At 71.3% G+C, this 20,951-nt stretch carries 17 protein-coding genes and 1 other annotated feature (1 of these 18 running past the window's edge); of the genes, 6 read left to right on the top strand and 11 right to left on the bottom strand.

Features of this window, described 5'->3' with window-relative positions:
* Nucleotides 1-68 (bottom strand) — a sequence feature (AL1L pseudoknot); it reaches 61 nt to the left of the window's first position.
* From HCR68_RS10510 to HCR68_RS10480, 7 genes are all read right to left on the bottom strand, one after another.
* Complete coding sequence (locus HCR68_RS10510) at nt 29-343, bottom strand: transposase (protein ID WP_167149265.1); 315 nt, start codon at nt 341-343, stop codon at nt 29-31. (Overlaps the previous feature by 40 nt.)
* A gap of 269 nt (nt 344-612) precedes the next feature.
* A complete protein-coding gene (locus HCR68_RS10505; protein ID WP_167149263.1) occupies nt 613-1,359 on the bottom strand; it encodes an ABC transporter permease in 747 nt (248 codons plus the stop codon).
* Between the two features lies 1 nt (nt 1,360).
* Nucleotides 1,361-2,137 carry an ABC transporter permease gene (locus HCR68_RS10500; protein ID WP_167149261.1) on the bottom strand — a complete coding sequence of 259 codons (777 nt, stop codon included), beginning with the start codon at nt 2,135-2,137 and terminating at the stop codon, nt 1,361-1,363.
* Complete coding sequence (locus HCR68_RS10495; protein ID WP_167149259.1) at nt 2,134-3,042, bottom strand: ABC transporter ATP-binding protein; 909 nt, start codon at nt 3,040-3,042, stop codon at nt 2,134-2,136. Before HCR68_RS10495 ends, HCR68_RS10500 begins: the two co-directional genes overlap by 4 nt.
* Before the next feature lie 59 nt (nt 3,043-3,101).
* Complete coding sequence (locus tag HCR68_RS10490) at nt 3,102-3,878, bottom strand: response regulator transcription factor (RefSeq protein WP_167149257.1); 777 nt, start codon at nt 3,876-3,878, stop codon at nt 3,102-3,104.
* Nucleotides 3,875-5,146 (bottom strand): histidine kinase, encoded by a 1,272-nt coding sequence (locus tag HCR68_RS10485; protein WP_167149255.1) that lies wholly within the window; start codon nt 5,144-5,146, stop codon nt 3,875-3,877. The genes HCR68_RS10490 and HCR68_RS10485 overlap by 4 nt, the downstream gene beginning before the upstream one ends.
* Nucleotides 5,147-5,202: 56 nt before the next feature.
* Nucleotides 5,203-8,229 carry a lysylphosphatidylglycerol synthase transmembrane domain-containing protein gene (locus HCR68_RS10480; protein ID WP_167149253.1) on the bottom strand — a complete coding sequence of 1,009 codons (3,027 nt, stop codon included), beginning with the start codon at nt 8,227-8,229 and terminating at the stop codon, nt 5,203-5,205.
* Between the two features lie 203 nt (nt 8,230-8,432).
* Here HCR68_RS10480 and HCR68_RS10475 point away from each other — a divergent pair, with 203 nt between their 5' ends.
* The 4 genes from HCR68_RS10475 to HCR68_RS10460 all read left to right on the top strand — a co-directional run bounded on the left by HCR68_RS10475 (nt 8,433) and on the right by HCR68_RS10460 (nt 11,819).
* Complete coding sequence (locus tag HCR68_RS10475; RefSeq protein WP_167149251.1) at nt 8,433-9,086, top strand: hypothetical protein; 654 nt, start codon at nt 8,433-8,435, stop codon at nt 9,084-9,086.
* A gap of 22 nt (nt 9,087-9,108) precedes the next feature.
* A complete protein-coding gene (locus tag HCR68_RS10470; RefSeq protein ID WP_243859060.1) occupies nt 9,109-9,486 on the top strand; it encodes a transcriptional regulator in 378 nt (125 codons plus the stop codon).
* Between the two features lie 222 nt (nt 9,487-9,708).
* Nucleotides 9,709-10,722, top strand: a complete 1,014-nt coding sequence (locus HCR68_RS10465) for an alpha/beta hydrolase-fold protein (RefSeq protein ID WP_167149247.1) — start codon at nt 9,709-9,711, stop codon at nt 10,720-10,722.
* Between the two features lie 233 nt (nt 10,723-10,955).
* On the top strand, nt 10,956-11,819 hold the full coding sequence (locus HCR68_RS10460) for a DUF5979 domain-containing protein (RefSeq protein ID WP_167149245.1): 864 nt from the start codon (nt 10,956-10,958) through the stop codon (nt 11,817-11,819).
* Nucleotides 11,820-12,148: 329 nt separating this feature from the next.
* Here the strand turns inward: HCR68_RS10460 and HCR68_RS10455 are convergent, their stop codons facing one another.
* The 3 genes from HCR68_RS10455 to HCR68_RS10445 are packed head-to-tail and all read right to left on the bottom strand — an operon-like array spanning nt 12,149 to nt 15,305.
* Nucleotides 12,149-13,054 (bottom strand): ABC transporter permease, encoded by a 906-nt coding sequence (locus tag HCR68_RS10455; protein WP_243859059.1) that lies wholly within the window; start codon nt 13,052-13,054, stop codon nt 12,149-12,151.
* Nucleotides 13,055-13,059: 5 nt separating this feature from the next.
* Complete coding sequence (locus HCR68_RS10450) at nt 13,060-14,001, bottom strand: ABC transporter permease (RefSeq protein ID WP_243859058.1); 942 nt, start codon at nt 13,999-14,001, stop codon at nt 13,060-13,062.
* The gene (locus HCR68_RS10445) at nt 14,001-15,305 is read right to left on the bottom strand and encodes an ATP-binding cassette domain-containing protein (RefSeq protein ID WP_347878329.1); all 1,305 of its coding nucleotides are present in this window, start codon (nt 15,303-15,305) and stop codon (nt 14,001-14,003) included. The genes HCR68_RS10450 and HCR68_RS10445 overlap by 1 nt, the downstream gene beginning before the upstream one ends.
* A gap of 144 nt (nt 15,306-15,449) precedes the next feature.
* Here HCR68_RS10445 and HCR68_RS10440 point away from each other — a divergent pair, with 144 nt between their 5' ends.
* Nucleotides 15,450-17,012, top strand: coding sequence for a histidine kinase (locus HCR68_RS10440; protein ID WP_167149241.1), 1,563 nt, complete (start codon nt 15,450-15,452; stop codon nt 17,010-17,012).
* Nucleotides 17,013-17,139: 127 nt separating this feature from the next.
* A complete protein-coding gene (locus HCR68_RS10435) occupies nt 17,140-17,880 on the top strand; it encodes a response regulator transcription factor (protein WP_167149239.1) in 741 nt (246 codons plus the stop codon).
* Between the two features lie 9 nt (nt 17,881-17,889).
* On the opposite strand, the gene pulA is transcribed toward HCR68_RS10435, so the two are convergent.
* A complete protein-coding gene (gene pulA / locus HCR68_RS10430) occupies nt 17,890-20,787 on the bottom strand; it encodes a pullulanase-type alpha-1,6-glucosidase (protein WP_167149283.1) in 2,898 nt (965 codons plus the stop codon).
* Nucleotides 20,788-20,951 lie beyond the last annotated feature (164 nt).

Here is a 20,951-nt window from a genome sequence, read left to right as displayed (position 1 = left end):
TCCTTCTTGGCCTCGATGTACTGGCAGATCAGCGGGACGGGCGCTCACACTCCGCCGCGAAGAAAGCCGACGCACTCTTCAGGATCGCGTTGGCTCTTCGCAGCTCTCGGACCTCTTTCTCCAGCTCCTTGATCCGCTGCGCTTCGTCGGTGGTGGTGCCGAGCCGGGTGCCCTGGTCGACCTGGGCCTTCTTGACCCAGGTGCGTAGAGCCTCGGGGTGGACACCCAGCTCGTCGGCGATCCTGCGGATCGCGCCCTTGGCCCGCGCCGGGTCGGCCAGTGCCTCCAAGGTCATCCTCGTGGCTCGCTCGCGCAGCTCATCGGGGTACTTCTTCTGTCCCATGACAGTGATCCTTCCGTGTCATCACTGCCTCCATCAAACCCGGGGCGATTCAGGTTTCGAGGACCCGTTCTGCCGGTCCTGCGGGACCCAGGGGCAGGCTCGTGGGACGGTGTCCCGGCGCCTGGTCCACGTACCGACAGGATGGCGACCCACGCAGTTGGTGGTGCGCGTGCAGGCGAAGCGCCGCACGCGCACCACCAGCGACGAGTAGCCGCTGCGTAGGCGGGTGGGCCGGGCGTCCCGGCTCGCCCGCGCGGAAGACACCGCCTTCAGGCCCGGGCATCGGCGCGGTCGAGCGCCATGGAGGTGGCCAGCACGACGACGGCGCACAGCACCGCACTGGTGCCGACCGTGGCAGCGGCGCTCGCCCAGGTGAGCTCGCGGGCGGCGAAGACAAGGGCAGCACCCTCGCTCATCGCACCGATCTGCGTCGTGCGGGTGACCAGGGCATGCGGCAGGAGCCAGGCCGCCGGGACGTGTACCAGCAGCGCCGTCGTCCCCGCTCCCGTCAGCCCCAGGCCGATCGCCACCGGAACGCTGAATGAGCGGGTGAAGGCCGACAGTCCCGACTGGAGAGCGCACACGGGCGCGCAGGCCACAGCGATCAGCAGCCCCGCGGCCAGGTACCGCGACGGCAGCCCGCCCGGCAGTCTGAGGAAGAGCGAACCGGCGGCGGCTGTGGCGAGCACCAGGACGGTCTGCATGACGGCCGCGAGCAGCCAGGCAGCAGCGGCCTTGGCTGCCACCGTCCTCCACGTGGGGACGGGCGCGCTCATGAGCGCCAGCCGGTTGGATCCCTGGTGCTCAACCCGCCAGACGAGGGACGCCAGCACGCCCAAGGAAACGGGAAGCAGCACCATCCCGTAGAAGCCGGTGGACCGCACCCACAGGAGCTGCCAGTCGGTGGGTCTCACGAGGAGGCACGCACCGAGGACTGAGGCCACGGGCAGTACGAGAACCACGCCCCAGCTCGCGGAGCGACGCAGCTTGAGCATCTCGGTGATGACGGAGGCCATCTCACACCTCCAGCCGGTCGAGGTGGGTAGTGACGAGGACGAATAGCGCGGCGCCGATGCCCGCCAGAACCGCGAGGTTGACCAGGTACATATGCAGGTCCACCAGGTCCGTGCCGACGAAGTCCGCCGGGACCATGAGCCCGAACGCGGTCCACGGGCTCAGGTGCCGCATCCACAGCGGCATCGCTTGGGAGAAGACGCTGAGGAGAATGCCGATCAGCCCCAGCGCCAGCGGCCCGAGCTGGTTCTCCGTTCGAGCTGAGATCAGCAGCTGCGTACCCAGGACGGCGAGGTCGACGACCGCCAGCCCCACCGCCAGCGTCAGCAGCCGGGCCGCCGGCACCGGCGCCGTCAGCCCGACGGCGCGGCCCACGACGAGCACGAGCGCGCCCCAGGCCACCGGCATGGGCGAGATGATGCTCCCCAGGGCGAGGAGCTTCGCCCGGCACAGCCGTCCCGGCGTCGTGCCCGCGGTGGCGGAGGCCATCCAGCCCCGGCCCGAGTGCTCCACCTCCACCTGGCGGCTCGCCATGACCGCCAGGAGAAGCGGCGCCGCCAGCGTGACGGCCCCGTGAAGACTGACCATGAGGAGCCGCCATCCGTAGCCGTCGTCGTCGAGCCGGTGACGGGCCAGCCCCGAGTTCATCGCGGTGACGACGGTGAGTGCGCAGACACCCAGCACGAGGAGTGCGGCCACGAGCCCGATCCGTAGGTGGCGCATCTTGGCGTACTCATTGCGCACAGCGCGCACAACAGCTGCCTCGGCACTGACGCTCATAGCCCGCCTCCTCGGGTGAGGTTCATGAAGACGTCCTCCAGGGTCTGCTCCTCCTGGCGGACCTCGTGCACTGCGATGCCTTCGCGCACCAGGAGTGCGACGACGTCGGCCCTGGCCTCACGGCTCAGGCCGGGGACTCGCAGCAGCCCGTGCTCGGGGGCCGACGCCGCTCCCCGCGCGAACAGCAGGCGGGCGGCGCCCGGAGGGTCCGAGCAGTCCAGAAGCGTGTCCGGCGCCGAGGCGCTCATGAGCTCGGTGCGCGTCCCCTGGAAGAGGAGCCCACCGCGAGAGACGATCCCCAGCATGGTGGCGACGCGGTCGATCTCGCCCAGCAGGTGGGAGGAGACGATGACTGTGACGCCGCCGGCCGCCAACGCTCCCAGGAGCCGGCGGATCTCCTCAATGCCGGCGGGGTCGAGGCCGTTGGTCGGCTCATCGAGGATGAGCAGCCGCGGTCTGCGCGCCAGGGCCATCGCGATGCCCAGGCGCTGCTTCATGCCCAGGGAGTACTCACGGACTCGCTTGTCCATCTGCTCGCCCAGGCGAACGGTGTCCACCGCGTCCTTGACGTACCGGTCGGGAATGTCGAGCAGACGCTGGACGATCCGCATGTTCTCGGCGCCGGTGAGGTGCCCGTAGCCGGGCGGGGACTCGATGAGCGAGCCGATACGGGCCAGGTGCCGGCGTCGAGTGCGCCGACTCATCGGCTCCCCATCGATGAGCACCTGGCCGCCGCTCGGCTGTACCAGAGACAGCAGCATCTTCATGGTCGTGGACTTGCCCGAGCCGTTGGGGCCGAGGAAGCCGTAGACGGCGCCGGCGGGCACGCGCAGGTTGAGGCGGTCGACGACGGTCCGCCGCCCGTAGCGCTTGGTGAGGTCGATGGTCTGCACGAGGTCGTTCATGACCTCGAGGCTCCCCCGGATGAGGCGGTGCCCGCCTCCGCCGCGAGGAGCAGCCTCGACTATGCAGTGTGCATATAGCGGCCTACAGGGTGCCTACGCCGCCGGCGTCGTGCTTGCCCCTGTGCGTCACGGGTGCGCGACTCGCCCCGATCCGCCCGGCCCGCGTGTCTGCGCGGGGTGACCAGGCCCGTCTCGTAGGCCAGGACGACGGCCTGCGCCCGGTCCCGCAGCCCCAGCTTGGCCAGGGCCCGGCTGACATGGACCCGCACGGTCCCCTCGGCAACGCACAGGTCCCGGGCAATGGCCTCGTTGGACAGCCCGCGGGCCAGAAGCGCCAGGACCTCGCGCTCGCGGGCGGTCAGGTCCTCCAGTGCCCGAACCCGGTGATCGCCGTCGTCGACCACCGGGGGCGGGAGAGCGAAGTGCTCGATGAGTCGCCGGGTGGTGGAGGGCGCCATGACCGCGTCCCCGGCGTGCACGTGGCGGATCGCGGCCATGAGCTCCTCCAGGGAGGCGTCCTTGAGGAGGAAGCCGCTGGCGCCGGCTCGGATCGCCTCGTAGGCGTACTCGTCGAGGTCGAAGGTGGTCAGGACGATCACCCGAGGGCCGTCGGCGCCGCCCTGGACGACGGCGCGCGTCGCCTCGATCCCGTTCATCCGCGGCATGCGCACGTCCATGAGGACGATGTCCGCCTCGACCCGCTTGAGCAGCTCAAGGGCAGCCCGGCCGTCCGCGGCCTCGCCGACCACCTCGACCTCCGCCTGGGTCTCCAGCAGCATGCGGAAACCGAGCCGGTACATCTCCTGGTCGTCGACGAGGATGAGTCGGAGAGTCATACGTCCTCCTCAGTGGGTGCCGCGGATTCCAGTGGCTTCGAGGGCTCCTCCTCCGGCTGCCCTCCCCACGGCAGCACCGCCCGAAGGGCGAAGCCGCCGTCGCTGCGAGGTCCCGCATGCAGGACGCCCCCGTGGGAGGCGACCCGCTCGCGCATCCCCGTCAGGCCGTGCCCGGGGACCGGGGGCGCGGTGCCCGCCGCGGACAGGCCCCCGCCGTCGTCGTGAACCTCGACGACGACACCCGACGGCTCCGCGTGCACGCGGACCTCGACGCTGCTGACGGTGCCGGCGTGGCGACGCACGTTGGCCAGCCCCTCCTGGACGATGCGGTAGACGGTCAGGCCGAGCCCCGCGGGCAGATTCAGGGCATCCGGCATCTCGAGGTGGACCGGCAGCCCTGTAACTCGTGCCTCGGTGACCAGCCCCTCCAGGTCCTGCTCCCCGGGCTGGGGATCGCGTGGTGGATCGTCCTCGCCGCGCAGGACGGACAGCATCCGGCGCATGTCACCCAGGGCCTCCCGCCCGGTGTCGCGCACACGGCGCATGGCCGCTGCTGCCCGGTCGGGATCCGAGGGGGCCGTCGCCGCTGCGCCGTCGGAGACCACCACCATGACCCCCAGACCGTGGGAGACGATGTCGTGGATCTCTCGGGCGATCCGCGAGCGCTCCTGGCGCTCGGCCCGCTCGTGGCGCAGCTCGGCCTCATGCAGCCGGTACTCGGCGTTGTGTGCCAGGGCGGCCAGATGCTCGCGGCGCGTTTGCTGCAGAACCCCGGCCGTCCAGGCCCACAGGACGGCGACGACGCAGAGCGCCGGTAGGCTCAGGCGGCTGTACCCCATGCGGACGATGGGGATGAAGGCCGCAACGATCCAGGCGATGATGAGTGCCGCGCAGGGAAGGGACACCCTCCATCGACGGACGGCGGCCAGGTGGTGGACCAGCAGCGCCAGCAGCACATCCACCGGAAGGACGCTGGAACCGGGACCCGCCAGCAGCTGGGACCCGGCGAGAAGAACCGCCACCGCGAAAGCAGCCTCGGGGCGGCGGCGCCTCAGCAGCCAGCACAGCCCGAGCCCCGCGCTGACCGCCTCCAGCAGCCACAGGTGCGCGGTCGACGCAGCGGTCACCGGCAGGACGAGCTGGTTGTACCCCAGGAGCAGGGCGAGCACCACCAGGTCGACGGCGCTGCGGTGCCGCTCCAACCACTGCCTGGGCCACGGCGCACGAACCTCCCCCGGGCTCGACGACGACTCGGGCCTGTGCTCCATGTCCCCAGGCTACGGGATGGGCGCTCCGTTGCCGTCCGGCGCCTGCCGCCGTCGGTCTACAGGTCCCCGACCTTCTGGAGGCGCTGGAGGCTGAGCCAGCCCACCGGGATCGGGATCCAGAAGGTGACCAGGCGGTAGACGACCGCCGTGGACAGCGCCACCCCGTAGGGGACGCCGGCGGCGACGAGCCCCGCGGTCAGGGCGAGCTCGACCGGCCCGATACCACCGGGGGAGGGCACGATCGAGCCCACCGTGTTGGAGGCCAGGTAGGTGATGGCCAGGACCGCGAAGGGCACCGTGTAGCCGAAGGCCCACAGGCTCGCGCTGAAGGACAGGATGTAGGACAGGCTCAGCATGAGGGCGCCGCCGACCCCCAGGGCCAGGCGCACCGGGTTGGACATGACCCACACGAGCCGCGGCCACACCTGGCGGTAGGTGGGCTCGATCTTGGCCCACGCCCAGGCGCGCGCCCGGGGGATCACCAGCACGATCGCCGCCACCACGACGACGGCGCCCGCCGCTACTAGAACCCAGCCCGACGGCAGGGTCAGCCCCGTGGACTGGCCGGTCATCGCCGCCAGCACCACGAGCAGCACCACCGTCACGATGAACTGGACCACCTGGACCAGGGCCACCGTGGCCACACCGACCGCCGTCGGCACGCCCTTGCGGTTGAGGAAGCGCAGGTTGATGGCCGCCCCGCCCACGCCGGCCGGCGCCACGAGGGAGATCACGGCGCTGGCCAGGTGCACCTCGGTGGAGCGCCACAGCGAGAGCCGCTCGGGACTGAAGGCCACCAGCGTGAGCCCGGCGCCCACGTAGGTCGCCACGGAGAAGACCAGCGCCGCCAGCATCCACCAGACATTGGCCTGGGAGACGGCGGCACTGACCTGCTGGAAGTCCAGCTGCGCCATGAGCGTCCACACCGCCACCAGACCCACCACGACCATGAGGACCGTGCGCGTGGAGAAGCGGTTGAGGCGGGCCGGCTCGGCGTCGGCCGTCGGGGTGAGCGCCACGAGGGCGTCGCGCAGGTCCTGGAGCACCTGCCGGCTGGCCCCGCGCCGCCCCATGGCCTCACGGGTCTGGCGCGGCAGGACCACCCGCTGCAGCATGGGGGCGATCGAGGCCAGCTGCGCGGTGGTCAGCGACCGGGAGGCGGCGTCGATGGCCCGCTCGGCCCCCACGGTCAGGGCGGTCAGCGCCAGGGCCTGGGCCAGGTCCACGCGGCGGGCCAGCTCGGAGGAGATCGTCTCGCCCGAGGCCCAGTCCAGGAGCCACAGCCGCCCGGCCTCGTCGACGACGACGCTCGAGGCGTCGATGCTGCCGTGCGCCAGGCCCTCGGCGTGGGCCCGCTGGAGCTGGTCCCACAACTGGTCCAGGACGTCGTCGTCGACCTCGGCGCCCAGGTCGTGGATGGAGCGGGCGCCGACGACGTGGTCGGTGACCAGCAGGATCGACTCGGCGGCCTCGGCCATGCCCAGCAGGCCGGGGGTGCGCACGCGGGCGCGCCTCGCCTCCATCGTCATGAGGGCGGCGTGCTCGGCGGCCGGCCGCAGGGACAGGTCACGGGTGGGGGACAGGCCCTTGACGCGGATCTGGTCCCAGATGTTGGACAGGAACCCGGCCACCTGCCGGTCGGCGTCGAGGAGGGTGACGTTGCGGCGCTCGCCGGCCGAGTCCCACACGGCGTACATCCGGTGGACCGAGGCCCGCTCCTGGGACAGGGCGTCGCTGGAGGCCTCGGCCAGGACGGCGGCCAGGTCGACGTCGGTGGCCGGCCTGATCGTGTTGGTGCCGCCCGGGCCCGACGACCTCGGATCGAGCGGGGAACGGGCCGGCCGACTCGTCGCGGCGGTGGGTGCTCCCGCGTCCGCCGCGGCGGCCGGGTCGTCGGTCGGTGAGGCCTGCGGGACAGTACCTGCACGACCGGCACCGTCTGCGCCGGCTGTACCGGCTGTACCGGTCGCCTCCTCGGGGGGCCGTCCGGGGCCTGCCGAGGAGACTGAGGCCGGGTCTGATGGGGCGTCGTCGGCACCGTCCGTCGTGGTGGCCGAGGTCAGCGGGTTCTCGCGCGCCTGCTCACGGACCTGCTCGGTGTAGCCCAGGGGGGCGTCGGTGGTGACGATCCAGGCGCGCGCCTCGGGGGCGCGGTCCATGCGGACCACGCGCACGGCGTCGATCCCGGCCCGCCGCAGTGCGCGCACGAGCGTGACCCCGTGGGCGCGGCGGTCCTCCACGCCGACGATGTAGCGCACCAGCAGGCCCACGGCTCGGCCCAGCAGCAGGGACAGCACGGCGCCGGGCAGGGTCAGGGCGCCGCGCAGGACGGCCAGACCCAGGATCGTCCACAGGGCCGCCCAGCCCGAGCGCATCGTGGTCGAGCTGTTGCGGTCGCCGGCACCCGTGAGCAGGCCGGCCATGGAGGCGAAGACGGTGGAGACGCCCAGCTGGGCGGTGCCCGAGGCGGTGACCGTCAGCCCCATGACCAGGGCGGTCGGCCCCCACGCGGCCAGAACGGTCATCGCTCCGACGGCGACCGCGAACCCGGCGATCCCCGACAGGACGGCCTCGCCGCAGGAGCGCCAGGAGCGGCGCAGGAGGCGGTCCAGCAGCACGGCCAGTGGCACGATGAAGGTGGTCAGACCCTCAATGGCCTGCAGGGGGAAGACCAGGATGCGGCGCAGCACCAGCGCCAGGGCGTTCTGGACGTCCTGGGTGACGCCGGTCGTGGTCTGGCGGGCGTAGATCGCCAGGATGAGGACGGCGCCGATGCCCAGAAGGGTCAGGGTCAGGTCGAGCAGGTCCTCGGTGCGGCGCAGACGGTGCGCGGTGGTGTCCACCAGGAGCGTCGTCGAGCACGGGGCGGCGGGCTCGGGGGCCGGGGTGGGCTCGGTCGCCGGGGCGACGCCGATGACCGGGATGCCCACCGGTGAGGTGGAGGCCGATCCGGCCGACGGCGCGGAGCCGGTTGCCGGTGCGGCTGACGGTGTGACTGACGGGGCGGCGGGCGGTTCGGTGGGTGCCGGGGCATCGGTGGGGCCTCCTGCTGACGGGGGTGAACCTGGTGCCGCGTCTGTCATGAGGACGATTCTAGGAGGCGAGGCTGTGCAAGCCCTCTACGTCGGGAGGACCCGCGTGTGGAGGTGGGCCGCGGCCGCCGCCTCAACAGCTATGCGTTCACGTGGAGGATACGTGTTCCGCGAAGTAGTTTGCGATGCAAACCAGTGAGGGTTATCCTGGAGCTGGTTTGAAATGCAAACCAGTTTGAGCAAGGGGGTTCATGATGAGTGCTGTGTCCCAGCACCACGAGGTTCCGGCGGGACCCGATGAGGCTCTCGCCGTCGTCGACGCCCAGCGAGGCGCCTATCTCAAGCGGCACGAGATCAGGCCGGCACCGCTCCTGGCCGCCTGGGGGATGGCCTGGCTGGTTGGCTACGCCGCGCTCGCCCTCTACCGCGAGCCCGACTACGGCCTGCCGAGCGCGCCTTACCGGTTCTTCTGCGGCTGCCTCCTGGTGGCCCTGCTGTTCACCTTCGCCTACATCATTCCCAAGACACGAGGTGTCCGCGGCCGAAGCAGCCGGGAAGGCACCTACTACGGCTGCGCCTGGTCGCTCGGCATGGCGCTGAGCACCATCATCCTGAGTCGGGCGAACACCTTCCTGGCCGCCATCGACACGCCCGGGGCCAACGAGGTCGCGAGTCTGGTGTCCAACGCCGTTCCCTGCCTCGTCGTCGGCGTCATCTTCCTCATGAGCGCCGCGCTGTGGGATGTGCCGGTCATGGGGGTGCTGGGTGGCTGGATCCTCCTGGTGACCCTGGTGGTCACGGTGGTCGGAATGCCCTGGGCCTGGTGGGTCATGTCTGTGGCCGGTGGGGGCGGCATGCTGGTGGCTGCCGTCGTCAGTGCCGTGTCGGGGGCGAAGCGAGGTGCGTGAGATGGCCGGAAAGTCTCGGAGGGTGAAGGTCGATGACGGGCTGGAGGAGCCGGCCGGCTCGGAGACCTGGGCGGCCAAGCCGGCGGAGCTGGTCGGTGCGGCCGCCTCCGACGTCGATATCGACCCCGTCATCCACGCGCAGGCCCGCCTGCGGATCATGGCGACCCTGGCTGCCGTGCCGGTCGGCGACGAGCTGCACTTCCCGCGGCTGCGCGAGCTGCTGGACATGACGGCCGGCAACCTGTCCACCCACCTGTCCAAGCTGGAGGGGGCGGGCTACGTCCAGCAGAACAAGACCTATGCCGGGCGCAGCCCTGCCACCTACCTCGCGCTCACGCCCGAGGGGCGGGTCGCCTTCGAGCGGTACGTGCGCAACCTGCGCTCTCTGCTCGACGCCTGAGGCTCGAGTGTCCGACGTCGGTCGGGGGTGTATTTAACCGCACGGTCGGAGTATGGTGTGAAGCAAGTCTCATAGGTCGGTGCCGATGGCGGTACTTCCGTGGGACGTCATCGCAAGGGTCGGTCGGCGCCCGCCGGCCGACCTGGCAACGGGCGGGCGGCCGGTCCGCCCCGATGCCTCCGTCACCGTCTCCGTCACTGTCGACAACCCCAAGGACCTGCCATGCCTCTCAGCTCGAACACCACGCGCACCAGCTCACAGACCTCTCCCCGGTCCGGCGGCCCGTCCGTCCACCGGATCAACCGCCGCACCCTGCTCAAGGGCATGGGCGGGCTCGGCGGGCTCGCCGCCGCCTCCTTCGTGGGGGCCGGCGCCGTCGTCGCCGGATCGGCCCCGGCGCAGGCCGCCCTCAACGTGGCCGAGCATGAGGATCAGGGCCGCATGCAGTACTACAAGCTGGTGACGCCGTCGATCGGCTGGCTGCCCCGCGTCAACGTGCTGCTGCCCGACGGCTACGACGCCACGCGCCGCTACCCGGTGCTCTACCTGCTGCACGGCGGCGGTGAGGACTACTCGACCTTCGACACCAAGTACGACATCCGCAACCACACCGCGGGCCGCGACCTCATCGTCGTCATGCCCGACGGCGGGGCGGTCGGCTGGTACTCCGACCCCGAGTCCTCCAATGTGGGGCCGCGCAACTGGGAGACCTTCCACATCAAGGAGCTCATCCCCTGGGTCGACGCCACCTTCAGCACCATCGCGCAGCCGGCCGGGCGCGCCGTCTCCGGCTTCTCCATGGGCGGCTTCGGAGCGCTGAAGTACACCGCGAAGCACCCCGAGCTCTTCGGGTCCGTCTCCTGCCACTCGGGGCCGGCCGACCTGCGCATCCAGGACGGGGCGGTCGTCAACTGGGCGAACTTCACCGCCGGCGCCGCCGACCTCAAGGGCGGCACGATCTACGGGATTCCGTGGGACCAGGCGCGGGTGAGCGCCGACAACCCGGTCGAGCACGTGGAGAGCTACCGCGGCAAGCGCATCTTCCTCGTCTGCGGCACCGAGGGGGACCGGTACGAGAGCATCGTCCTGCCCAGCCAGCAGAGCTTCGAGAAGGCGCTCGACGGCGCCGGCATCGGCTACGAGCGCTACGAGGACACCGGTGCCCACATTGTGCGCTGGGGGCGCATGCAGCAGGACATCGACTCCCTGCTCAACTTCTTCGCCAAGGCCGGGTGACGTCAGGCTCGGAGCCGCCAGGACGGCGGCTCCGAGCTTCGTTATCGTTTCGATCCCTGGAGAGCCATTCCTTGGCGTTGACCGGCAATATATTACGTTGCTAGCGTCAAGCGGCGTGCGAAAGTGCCGCAGTCGAGCTGTCGTGGCGTAAAAGCCGAAACGACGCGGATGAAGACGCGGCAACGGGCTGTTGCACCCCCACCCCCTATCGTCCCACCGAGAGGATTTTTTTCGTGCCTCTTTCCTCCCTCCGTCCGCGTTCCGTCGGCCAGGTCGCTGCGGCGGCCTTGATCGCCTCGGTGCTCGTGCTACCGCACCCCGCTGCTCGTGCGGATGACACGAGCGACGGGGACGTCGGCACCTTCGCCGTGGTCAAGCGGGTTACGGACTACGACTCCAGGCCCGCCGCCTACAATCCGGGCGCCTCGGGCAGTGCCCTCCTCGTGACCGACGGCTTCCGGGTCACCAACGCCGCTGACGACTCGGGTCTTGACCCCGACGACCTGAATGAGCTGCGTAAGAAGGAGTTCACCTTCACCTACCAGTGCGATGACGCCGCCAAGACCAGGGGGACGCTCAAGGTCAAGGGTGATGAGAATCCGGTGGAGTCGCCCGCGCTGCCTGCGGGAACCACGTGCGTGGTTACTGAGGATCTGGACAGCGCTCAGGCCGAGGGGTACATCCTCGAGGACTGGAGCTCATTCCATACGGTGACGATCGAGGGGGGAGAGGTTGTCAATGTGTACTTCCGCAACTACTACTCTCCGACCCCGAACAGGCCTACTCCTAGCCCTTCTCCGACTCCGGAGCCTACTGCCAGTCCTTCTCCGACCCCGGAGCCTACTGCCAGTCCTTCTCCGACCCCGGACACCGTGACGCCTTCGGCGAGCGCGTCCGTCACGCAGAGCAGCTCGGCTGAGCCCTCACCCAGTGGAACTACGGAGGTGACGAGCCCGAACGGAATGACCCCCTCGACACCACCCGCTCCCCCCGCACCGGTTCTGGCCAGCACGGGTCTGAGCCTGGCGGTCGCCCTGACCGGTCTGCTGGGCTTTGTCGGTGGGGCGGCTCTGCTCGTCGCCCGCCGGCGCGCCTGAGTCGGGACCGAGCGCCTGCCACAGCCCGCCCGGCTGGTCTCCCCCTTTTCTCCTCAAGGGGGAGACCAGCCGGGCGGGCTGCGTCCTCTGGAGTGCGCCCTGTTCTCGTGGGTGGCCGCCGGCTGGGGGCGGGTGGCAGTGCAGTGAAGTTATCGGCACGCTGCGGGCCGCTTCGTTGAAGCGAGCCGGCGACTGCGTTTCGTGTCGAGGACGTACTTTTCGCGCAAATGGCTGAGGTCTGGCGTCAGTGGTCTGCGGGAGATCGCAGTCCTCGACGCGAAGGTACGTCCTCGACGGCGCGCAGGGCGGGGCCTGGGGACCCGGGCCTGTCAGCGCACGCCGCCGGTGCGGCGGGCGACGAGGGCCAGCAGGCCCCAGAAGACAATGCTCGTCGTGATGATGGCGGCCATGATGGACAGGAAGCTGCTGACAGTCAGATCACCCGCGTAATCCATGGCTGAGGATCCCAGCATGAGAGTGCGGCTGAGGATCCCCTGGGGGACCGCATAGCTCATGGGGCTCTGCTTCAGCAGCAGGCCGAAGCTGACGACGCAGCCGATGAAGGCCAAGGCCACCGGAGCGGCGAAGGACCGCAGGAGCATGCTCAGCAGCGACTGCACCGCGACCAGCGGCGCCGCGCTCACGACCGCGAGCAGACCCGAGATGATGAAGGTCGCGGGCATTGCGGGCCCCAGGCCCGCGACGGTGGAACCCGCCAGCCAGGTCAGTGCCAGCAGCACGACCTGCATGGCCAGCACTGGCAGGAAGATGACCAGGGTCTTGGCCACCACGACGGTCACGGGGCTGTGCGGTGTCGTCCGCATGGCGTTCCAGCTGGTGCCGCGGTGCTCCGTCCTCCACACGGTCGAGGCCAGCAGGGCAACCCCCAGGGAACAGAACATCATCGAGTAGAAGAGTGTGACCTGCGAGCTGAGCGAGATCCACCCTTCGAATGATGCGCGATTCATCATGAAGTTCGCTGTGCCGGTGATGACTGCAAGCAGTGGCAGGAGAACCGCCACCACCCACACCGAGGATCTCCTGAGCTTGATGACCTCGGCGGCCAGCAGGGCCCCGAAGCCACTGCGCCGCCGGCTGGAGGCTGCCGAACCGGCAGGACGCGGGAGTGCCGAAACCGGGCCGGTTGGTGTGGCGGGCATGGCAGAAGTCGTGGCTGAGGCCGGTGCGGTGGCAGCGGTGAGCGGGGCAGCGGCGGTGGATGCGTATGCGTTCATGGGGATCACCTCTCTATCCGGTCGAGCCGGTGGGTAGCGACAGCGAAGGCAAGGGCGGTCAGGGCCAGGAACCCGGTGACCCAGGCCAAGGGCGGATTGATGTACTCGTAACCGGCCGCCTCGCCTCCGGACGTGACGAACTTTGCGGGAATGATGACGGCGTAGTAGCCCCAGGGCAGCAGGCGCGCCAGCGCCGGCGGGGCCAGCAGCATGAAGGCCCCGACGAACCCGCCCAGCAGTCCCGCACTGACGACGACCAGCTGGTTCTCCACGACGGTGGCGAGCCACAGATGGAAGGCGCACATGGCCAGGTCCACGGAGATGAGCAGAACCGTGTAGGTGACCCAGGGGCCGACGTCGAGCGGGACGCTGATGCCCATGATGCGGGCGAAGACGACAAGGGCCGTGTTCTGAATGACGACGGCCGGAACAATGACGAGTGTCAGCGCGGCGAGCTTGACCCGGCACAGGGCCCCGGGTGTCAGACCCGACGTCGCCGCCAGGTTCCATCCGGCCCCGCTGTGCTCGATGTCGGTCTGCCGGCTGGCCAGGACCGCGGCGAAGACCGACCCGGTCATCGCGTTGAAGAAGGCGGTGCCCAGCAGCAGCATCGCCCACGGCTTGGCGGTCGGGTTGTCGAAGGACTGGATCGTCGACTGGCTGAACAGGTTGATGCTGCTCAGCGCCACCGAGGCGATGACGAGCAGCGCGGTCACCAGCAGCACGCGCAGTCGGTGCATCTTGAGGACCTCGACGCCCACGGAGGTCAGGAAGCCGGGCCTGGCTGAGCCGCGCGAGGCCTGTGAGCCGCGCTCCGACGTCGGAGCGGCAGCTGCGGGGACGGGCCCGACCTGGCTGCCCGTTCGCCCGCCGGCGGCCCCGGTCACGGCGGGGGACTGGGCGGACTGGAAGGCGGCGGGGGCTGAGGAGAGCGCGATGCCGGTCATCACAGGACACCTCCCCGTCCGGTGAGGTCCATGAAGACGTCCTCCAGGCTCTGGGCCTCGCGACGCACCTCGTGCAGCTCGACGCCGGCGGCCGCCAGGCGGCTGATGAGCTCGGCCACCGCCTCCTTCGACAGCCCCGGGATACGCACGCCCTGCGCCGTGAGCACCGGGCCGGCGGCCGGATCGGCCGGGCCGGCCGCTCCGGGCGCCGCCGTCGACGCCGCCTGGCCCGGAGCCTGCGACGGTACGAGCCCGGCCAGGACCTGCGGGTCCAGGACGGCCTGCGGCGTCGGGGTGACGATAAGGATGTCCGGCACCGAGCGCTCCATGAGCTCGGCGCGCGTGCCCTGGAAGACGAGGCGCCCGGCCGACAGGATGCCGAGCGTCGAGGCCATGCGGTCGATCTCGTCGAGCAGGTGGCTGGAGACCATGACGGTGACGCCCTCGCCGGCGAGCTCGACCAGGAGGCGGCGCACCTCCTCGATACCGGCCGGGTCCAGACCGTTGGTGGGCTCGTCGAGGATGAGCAGCTCGGGCTCGCGGGCCAGCGCCAGGGCGATCCCCAGGCGCTGCTTCATGCCCAGCGAGTAGGTGCGCACCAGGCGGTCCTTGTGCTCGGTCAGGCGCACGAGCGCCAGGGCGCGGCTGACCTGCTGGTCGCTCAGGCCCTGCATCTTCGCGGCGATCCGCATGTTCTCCGCGCCCGTGAGATGGCCGTAGCCGGGCGGGTTCTCGATCATGGATCCGGTGCGCGACATGATCTCGGCGCGCGTGGCCGGGGTGAAGGGCCGCCCGAGCACGCTGATCCGCCCTCGCGTGGGCGCCAGGAGCCCCAGCAGCATCTTCATGGTCGTCGACTTGCCCGAACCGTTGGGGCCGAGGAAGCCGTAGACGCTCCCGCGCGGCACCACGAGGTTCAGGCCCTCGACGACGGTGCGCTTGCCGAAGGTCTTGGTGAGGTCCTGGGTGAGGACGACGGCGTCGTCGGCCCCGGCTGAGTGCGCAAGGCCGGCCTGCGGGAGGGGAGCCGGTGTGCTGGGTGCTGCGCCGGGAGGCACGATGCCGGGCGCCGCGGTGTTCACGGGCCCGCCGGGAGGCGGGGCGCCGACGTCGGGGCTGACCCGGGGGAAGGGCTGCCGGATGGTCTGGACCGGGGCGCCCGAGCGGGGCGCCTGCGCCGGGATCGTCCGGCCGGGTACGGGCCGGGGTCGTGGACCGGCCGGCTGCGCCGGGGCGCCGGAGGTCATCGTCGGTGTGTGCAGTGGTGCGGATGGACTGGGTGGGAAGCGGTGTGAAGTCGTCATGGCGTCAAGCCTGCTCGCACCCGGACGGGCGATCATCAGCCCGTGGTCTGCTTCCTGAATCGGCGTGCTGGCCAGGCTCATACCCGAGTATGAAATCCCGGCCGGGGCCTCCGAGGCGCGAGGGGGCGACGGTACGGTTCAGGCATGAGAGAAGGGCGACGGGCCGGTGCGGCGCGGGCGGGGTCGGTGACGTCCGGGCCGACGTCGCCCCGCCCCGTGCCGCCGGCCGGCACCATTCCGGCCGCCTGGCGCTACCCGAGCTCGGGCCCGTGGACGACGATGAGTGACGTCGTCATCGCCATGGCCTTCGCCTTCCTGTCCCTCATCAGTCGGCCGGATCCGGAACCGGGGCTCGGGTCCGGCCAAGGGGCAGCGCCGGTGCTCTACCTCCTTCTGCTGGGAGTCTGCGTCCTGGCCATGGTGGTGAGGCGGCACTCCCCGCTGCTCTTCGTCGTCGTGGCCGGCGCCTGCCTGACGGCGCACCTGGTGCTGTTCAGCGAGTTCTCCATCTTCTTCATCATCACCGGGCTCGTCGCGGTGGAGACGACCCAGTCCCGGCTGGAGGCGCCGTGGCGATGGGTGGGACTCGTCCTCGAGCTGGTGGGAGCGGCCGTGGCGACGACGCGGGCGCACGAGCTCATCGGCGACCAGGTCCACGCGGGCGTCGGACGGTTGATTCTCCTCACCAACGCCTGGCTGGTGGTGGCGGTGGCCGCCTTCGTCGGTGCCGCGCGGCGTCGCAGCCGAGACCGCTACAACCAGGCCTTCGAGCGGGCCGCGATGCTCGAGGCGCAGCAGGCGGCCGAGCGGCGCCTCGCGGTCATCGAGACCCAGCAGCGCATCGCCCGCGACGTCCACGACCTGCTCGGCCACAGCCTCACCGTCATCGCCATGCAGGCCGAGGGCGCCCGCGCCATCCTGGCCACCGACCCGGCCGCCGCTGACGAGGCCCTGGCCGTCATCGGGGAGACCTCCCGCCGCTCGGTGGACGAGGTGCACGCCCTGGTCGACATGCTGCGCTCCGACGCCCAGGAGGCCGGGCCGTCCGACGGCGCCGCAGCCATCGGAAGCGATGCGACCGCCGCGCCTGGTTCCGGTTCCGCTGCTGGTCGCGCCTCTGATGCCGGCGTTGCCGATGCGGGAGGTCTCGGTGCTGCCGGCCGTCCCACCGGTGGCGGTGGCAGTGCTGACGTCGTTGACCCCGAAGCCGAGGGCGGTGCCGAAACCGCAGAGGCGGCGTCGGGCCAGGAGCAGGGCATGGATCTCCTACGGGAGCCGGTGCGCCAGGCGCAGCACGCAGGACTCCCTGTCACCCTGGAGGCCGACCCGGCCGGCCGGCTCCCGGAGCCCGTGGCGCAGGTCCTCCACCGGGTGGTCCAGGAGTCGCTGACCAACGTGCTGCGCCACGCCCCCGGTGCGGCCACGATCGTCTCGCTGCGCACCGGGGCGGGCCGGGCCGTCCTCGTCGTCGAGAACGCCCCGGCCCCGGCGGGCTCACCGGCACGCTCGACGTCGGCGATCGGGGCACCGGATGGTCACGGAGGCGCAGAGGCCGGCGAGAGCCGACCGGACCGACCCGTACACCAGGGCTACGGCCTCATCGGGATGCGCGGCCGGGTGAGCGACCTCGGCGGCATCTTCACCGCCGGGCCCGTGCCCGAGGGCGGCTGGCGGGTGAGGGCGGAGCTCCCCACCGGTCCAGAGTAAGAGCCGATCGGGCTCATATGGCGAACCTCGCACAGCGTCGTCGGCACTTCGTCAGCACAAAACCGCACAGGTCGCACCCGGAGAGCGGATACTTCCGGTGAGTCGACGTCAAGGAGGGGAGGCGCCTGTGATCCGCCTGGGTCTGGCCGACGATGAGCCGCTGTTCACCATGGGGCTGGCCATGCTGCTGGGGGCGCAGCCGGATATGGAGGTCGTCTGGCGGGCAGTCGACGGCAACGACGCCCTCATGCGCAACGCCGCCGACCCCGTCGACGTGCTCCTGCTCGACGTGCAGATGCCGGGCCTGGACGGCCTGGCCGCCACCCGCGAGCTCATGGCCCGCGGCATCACCGGGCGGATCGTCATCCTGACCACCTTCGACACCGACGGCTACGTCATGGGCGCCATCGAGGCCGGCGCGGCCGGCTTCCTGCTCAAGAACACCCCGCCCCAGGACCTCATCGCCGCCATCCGCACCGTCCACGACGGCGACTCCGTCATCTCCCCGGGGCCCACGCGGCGGCTGCTCACCGCCGTGCGCACCGGACAGGTCAGCGGTGCTGGTGCCGGGGCCGGCGCCGCCACCGGGCGCCACGCCTCCGAGGACTCGGTTGAGGCCGTCCGGGCGGCGGAGGCCTCTCAGCAGGTCGCCGTCCTCACCCAGCGCGAGCGCGAGATCCTGGCGCTCATCGCCCTGGGGCTGACCAACCAGGAGATCTGCGACCGCGAGTGGCTGTCCATGCCCACGGTCAAGACCCACGTCAGCCACCTTAAGTCCAAGACCGGCTGCCGCGACCGGGTCCAGCTTGTGCTGCTGGCCCTGCGCGGCGGCGTCGTCGACCTCACCGACGTCCTGGGCCGGGCCTGAACCAAGCGCTCAAGCGGTCTGCGGCTGGACCAGGACGGCTACGGTGCGCGCGGGCACGGAGATCGTGCCGCTGGCGCGGTCGAAACCGGTGCGGCGCACCACCTCGTCGGCCCCCTCGGCCTGGATGGGGGAGAGGCGGAAGCCCCGGCCCGCCAGCTCGGGCAGCGGCTGGGTGAGCGTCTGCCCCGAGGCGTTGATGACCACCAGGACGGCGTCGAGCTCGGGGTCCACGTCCCGCCCGCCCCGGGTGTCGTCGATGAGCATGACGATCACCCCGGCCGGCGCCCCGAAGCCCGCGCCCGGGAAGGTCAGCTTGTCCTGAATGAGGCGCGTGGAGCCCAGGCTGAACAGGGGCGTCGAGGCGCGCAGCCGCAGCAGGTCGAGGGCCTGGGAGCGGGCCGCCGCGATCTCCTCGGGCGAGGGCCGCAGCCAGTCGTCCTGCAGCAGCGGCCCCTGGATCGCCCAGGAGCCCTCGTTGCGGCTGGCCGGCGGCAGCCCCCGCCCGAAACCGTTGGACTGCCCCGAGAAGTCGATGGCGTTGAACCAGTCCCCGGAGTTGTAGGAGTCCCGGTCCAGGGACTTGCTGCGCAGCAGCTCGGTCCCCGCGCTCCAGAAGGCCGGCGACTGCGCCAGCGTCACCGTGGCCAGGCACACCGTGTTCATCCGCACCCGCTCGGCCACCGGCATGCCCCGAGGCAGCTTGTAGGCCAGCAGGTCGTAGAGCGTCTCATTGTCGTGGGCGTCGACGTAGTTGACGTTCTCCTGGGGCTGGGAGGCAAAGGCCGCCGGCGACCCGTTGTGGATGAGGTCGATCCCGCGGCGCACCGTCCCGTCCGAGATCGTCATGACATAGTCCTTGAGGTTGCCCGCCAGCCCCAGGCGCACCAGGTCGGTGCGGTGGGCCAGGTCCGCCGACTGCTCGTTCCAGCCGCGGTGGTCCAGGCCGCTGGACTGGGTGAGCAGGCCGGTGCCGAAGCCCTGGAAGACGCGGTGGTCGGGGTCGAAGGCGCCCCCGCCGTGGACGGCGTCGCGCAGGCGGTCGTTGAAGGCGCCGATCCCGGTGCCGTCGAGCTGGCCCTGGGTGGCCTGCACGAACAGGGCGTTGCCCGCGACCTCCCCGAAGTTCCAGCCCTCCCCGTACAGGTAGATGGAGCGGCCGTCGACGCCGTCGGCCTCCACGGTCAGGGCGTCCAGGGCCGCCCGCACGTGCTCCATGACGGCGCGCGGGTGGTGGCCCATGAGGTCGAAGCGGAAGCCGTCGACCCGGTACCAGCGGGCCCAGCGCACCACCGAGTCGACCATGAGCCGCTCGCACAGGGCGTTCTCGGTGGCCGTGTTGGCGCAGCAGGTCGAGCTCGTCACCCGCCCGACGGCGTCGAGCCGGTGGTAGTAGCCGGGCACCACGCGGTCCAGGACGCTGAGCGGGTCCTGCCCGCAGGCCGCCGTGTGGTTGTAGACCTGGTCGAGGACCACCTGGAGGCCCAGGGCGTGCAGGGCCCCGACCATCTCGCGGAACTCGACGACGCGCGCCCCGCCGTCCTGGTGGCCCTCGGTGGCGTAGGAGCCCTCGGGGGCGCCCCAGTGGAGGGGGTCGTAGCCCCAGTTGTAGGCGTCGTCGTCGGCCACCTCCGCGACGGCCGCCTGCTGGTCGGTCGAGGCCGGGTGCGCCTCGGAGGGGATCCGCGGGGAGCGCTGGGACCGGCGGTGCTCGGGGATGGTGGCGATGTCGAAGGTGGGCAGCAGGTGGACCGTGTTCATGCCGGCCTGCGCCAGCTCGGCCAGGTGGTGCACGCCCGCGGAGCCGGCCACCGTGAAGGCCCGGTAGGTGCCGCGCAGCTCGGGCGGGACGGTCTCGTCGGCGGCGGAGAAGTCCCGCAGGTGGAGCTCGTAGATGCTGCGGGCCGAGTCGTTGCGGACCGGGGGCGCCGGGACCTGGGCCCACTGCTCGGGGGCCAGGTGCGCCTCGGCCAGGTCGACGGCGACCGAGCGGGTCGAGTCCGTCGTCAGGGCCGTCGAGTAGGGGTCGGTGACGACGTTGGTCTCCACCTGCAGGGTGGAGGGCACGTAGACCCGTACCTCCCACAGGTACTGGCAGCCGGCCCCGATGGGGGCGCCGGGCCGGTCCTGGTCGGTGTCCCCCGGCGGATCGGGCCGGTTGTCGACCACCCAGCGGCCGTCGCCCGTGCGCACGGCCGGGGTGCGGGTCGGCGGGCCGGGGACCTCGGGAACCGATCCCAGCGGGTCGCCGGTCTCCCAGGTCAGGAGGGTGACGGCCTGGGCGGTGGGCGCCCACAGGGCGAAGGAGGGGCGGGAGCCGCGGAAGGTGACGCCCAGCTCGGCGCGCGTGGCGGCCTCGGCGTAGAGGTGGTCCAGGAGGATGGCGGTCTGCACGCCGGTGAAGGCGTCGAGCCGGGCGTCGCTGACGTCGGCGGCCTCGGTGGGGTCCGGGACCCCGACGTACTGGGCGATCGAGACCTGACCGGTCAGGGCCGCGGCGACGGCCTCGTCGTCGAGCAGGGGGGCGCCGGCGGTGTCGGTCGTGCTCAGGGCGATGTAGCCCTCCAGGTGAGGGCGGGTGGCGAGGATGTCGCCGGGCAGGTTCCCGACGACGCGCAGGGGCGTGACCGTGGGGGCGGGCATGCCGTCGGCGCCCAGGATCCGACCGTGGACGGCCGCCGCGCCGCCGTCGGGCGCCGTGATGAGACGCAGGGCGAGACCGGAGCCGGGGACGGGGTCGCCGGAGTCGGTGACGACGAGCCCGCGGTCCATTCCCCGGGGCAGCAAGGACAGTGGCCACGCCAGAAGGGTGGGGGTGAGCCAGTAGGCGCGCTGCTCCTCACTGCCCGCCACGGGTGGGAAGGCCGCGGTGCCGTCGAGTGTGCAGGTGATCGAGTAGGTGAAGGTCATGGTGGTGTCCTCCCGAACGGAGACGCCGTGGTGGGACGCCGCCGGTCCTGCCGGCCGTGTCGCGTGCGGCCCCGTGGGGTGGGGGCCGCCAGTGGTTCCGCTCACCTCGTAGTCTCCCCTGGGCGGCGGGCCCCTGTCACCCTGATGATGGGGGATTGTTCTCC

Source organism: Actinomyces sp. ZJ308, from assembly GCF_011752065.1.
In the GTDB taxonomy this organism is placed as follows: domain Bacteria; phylum Actinomycetota; class Actinomycetes; order Actinomycetales; family Actinomycetaceae; genus Actinomyces.
Note: the sequence above shows the minus strand (reverse complement) of the source record. Positions and strands in the feature narration are given on the sequence as shown.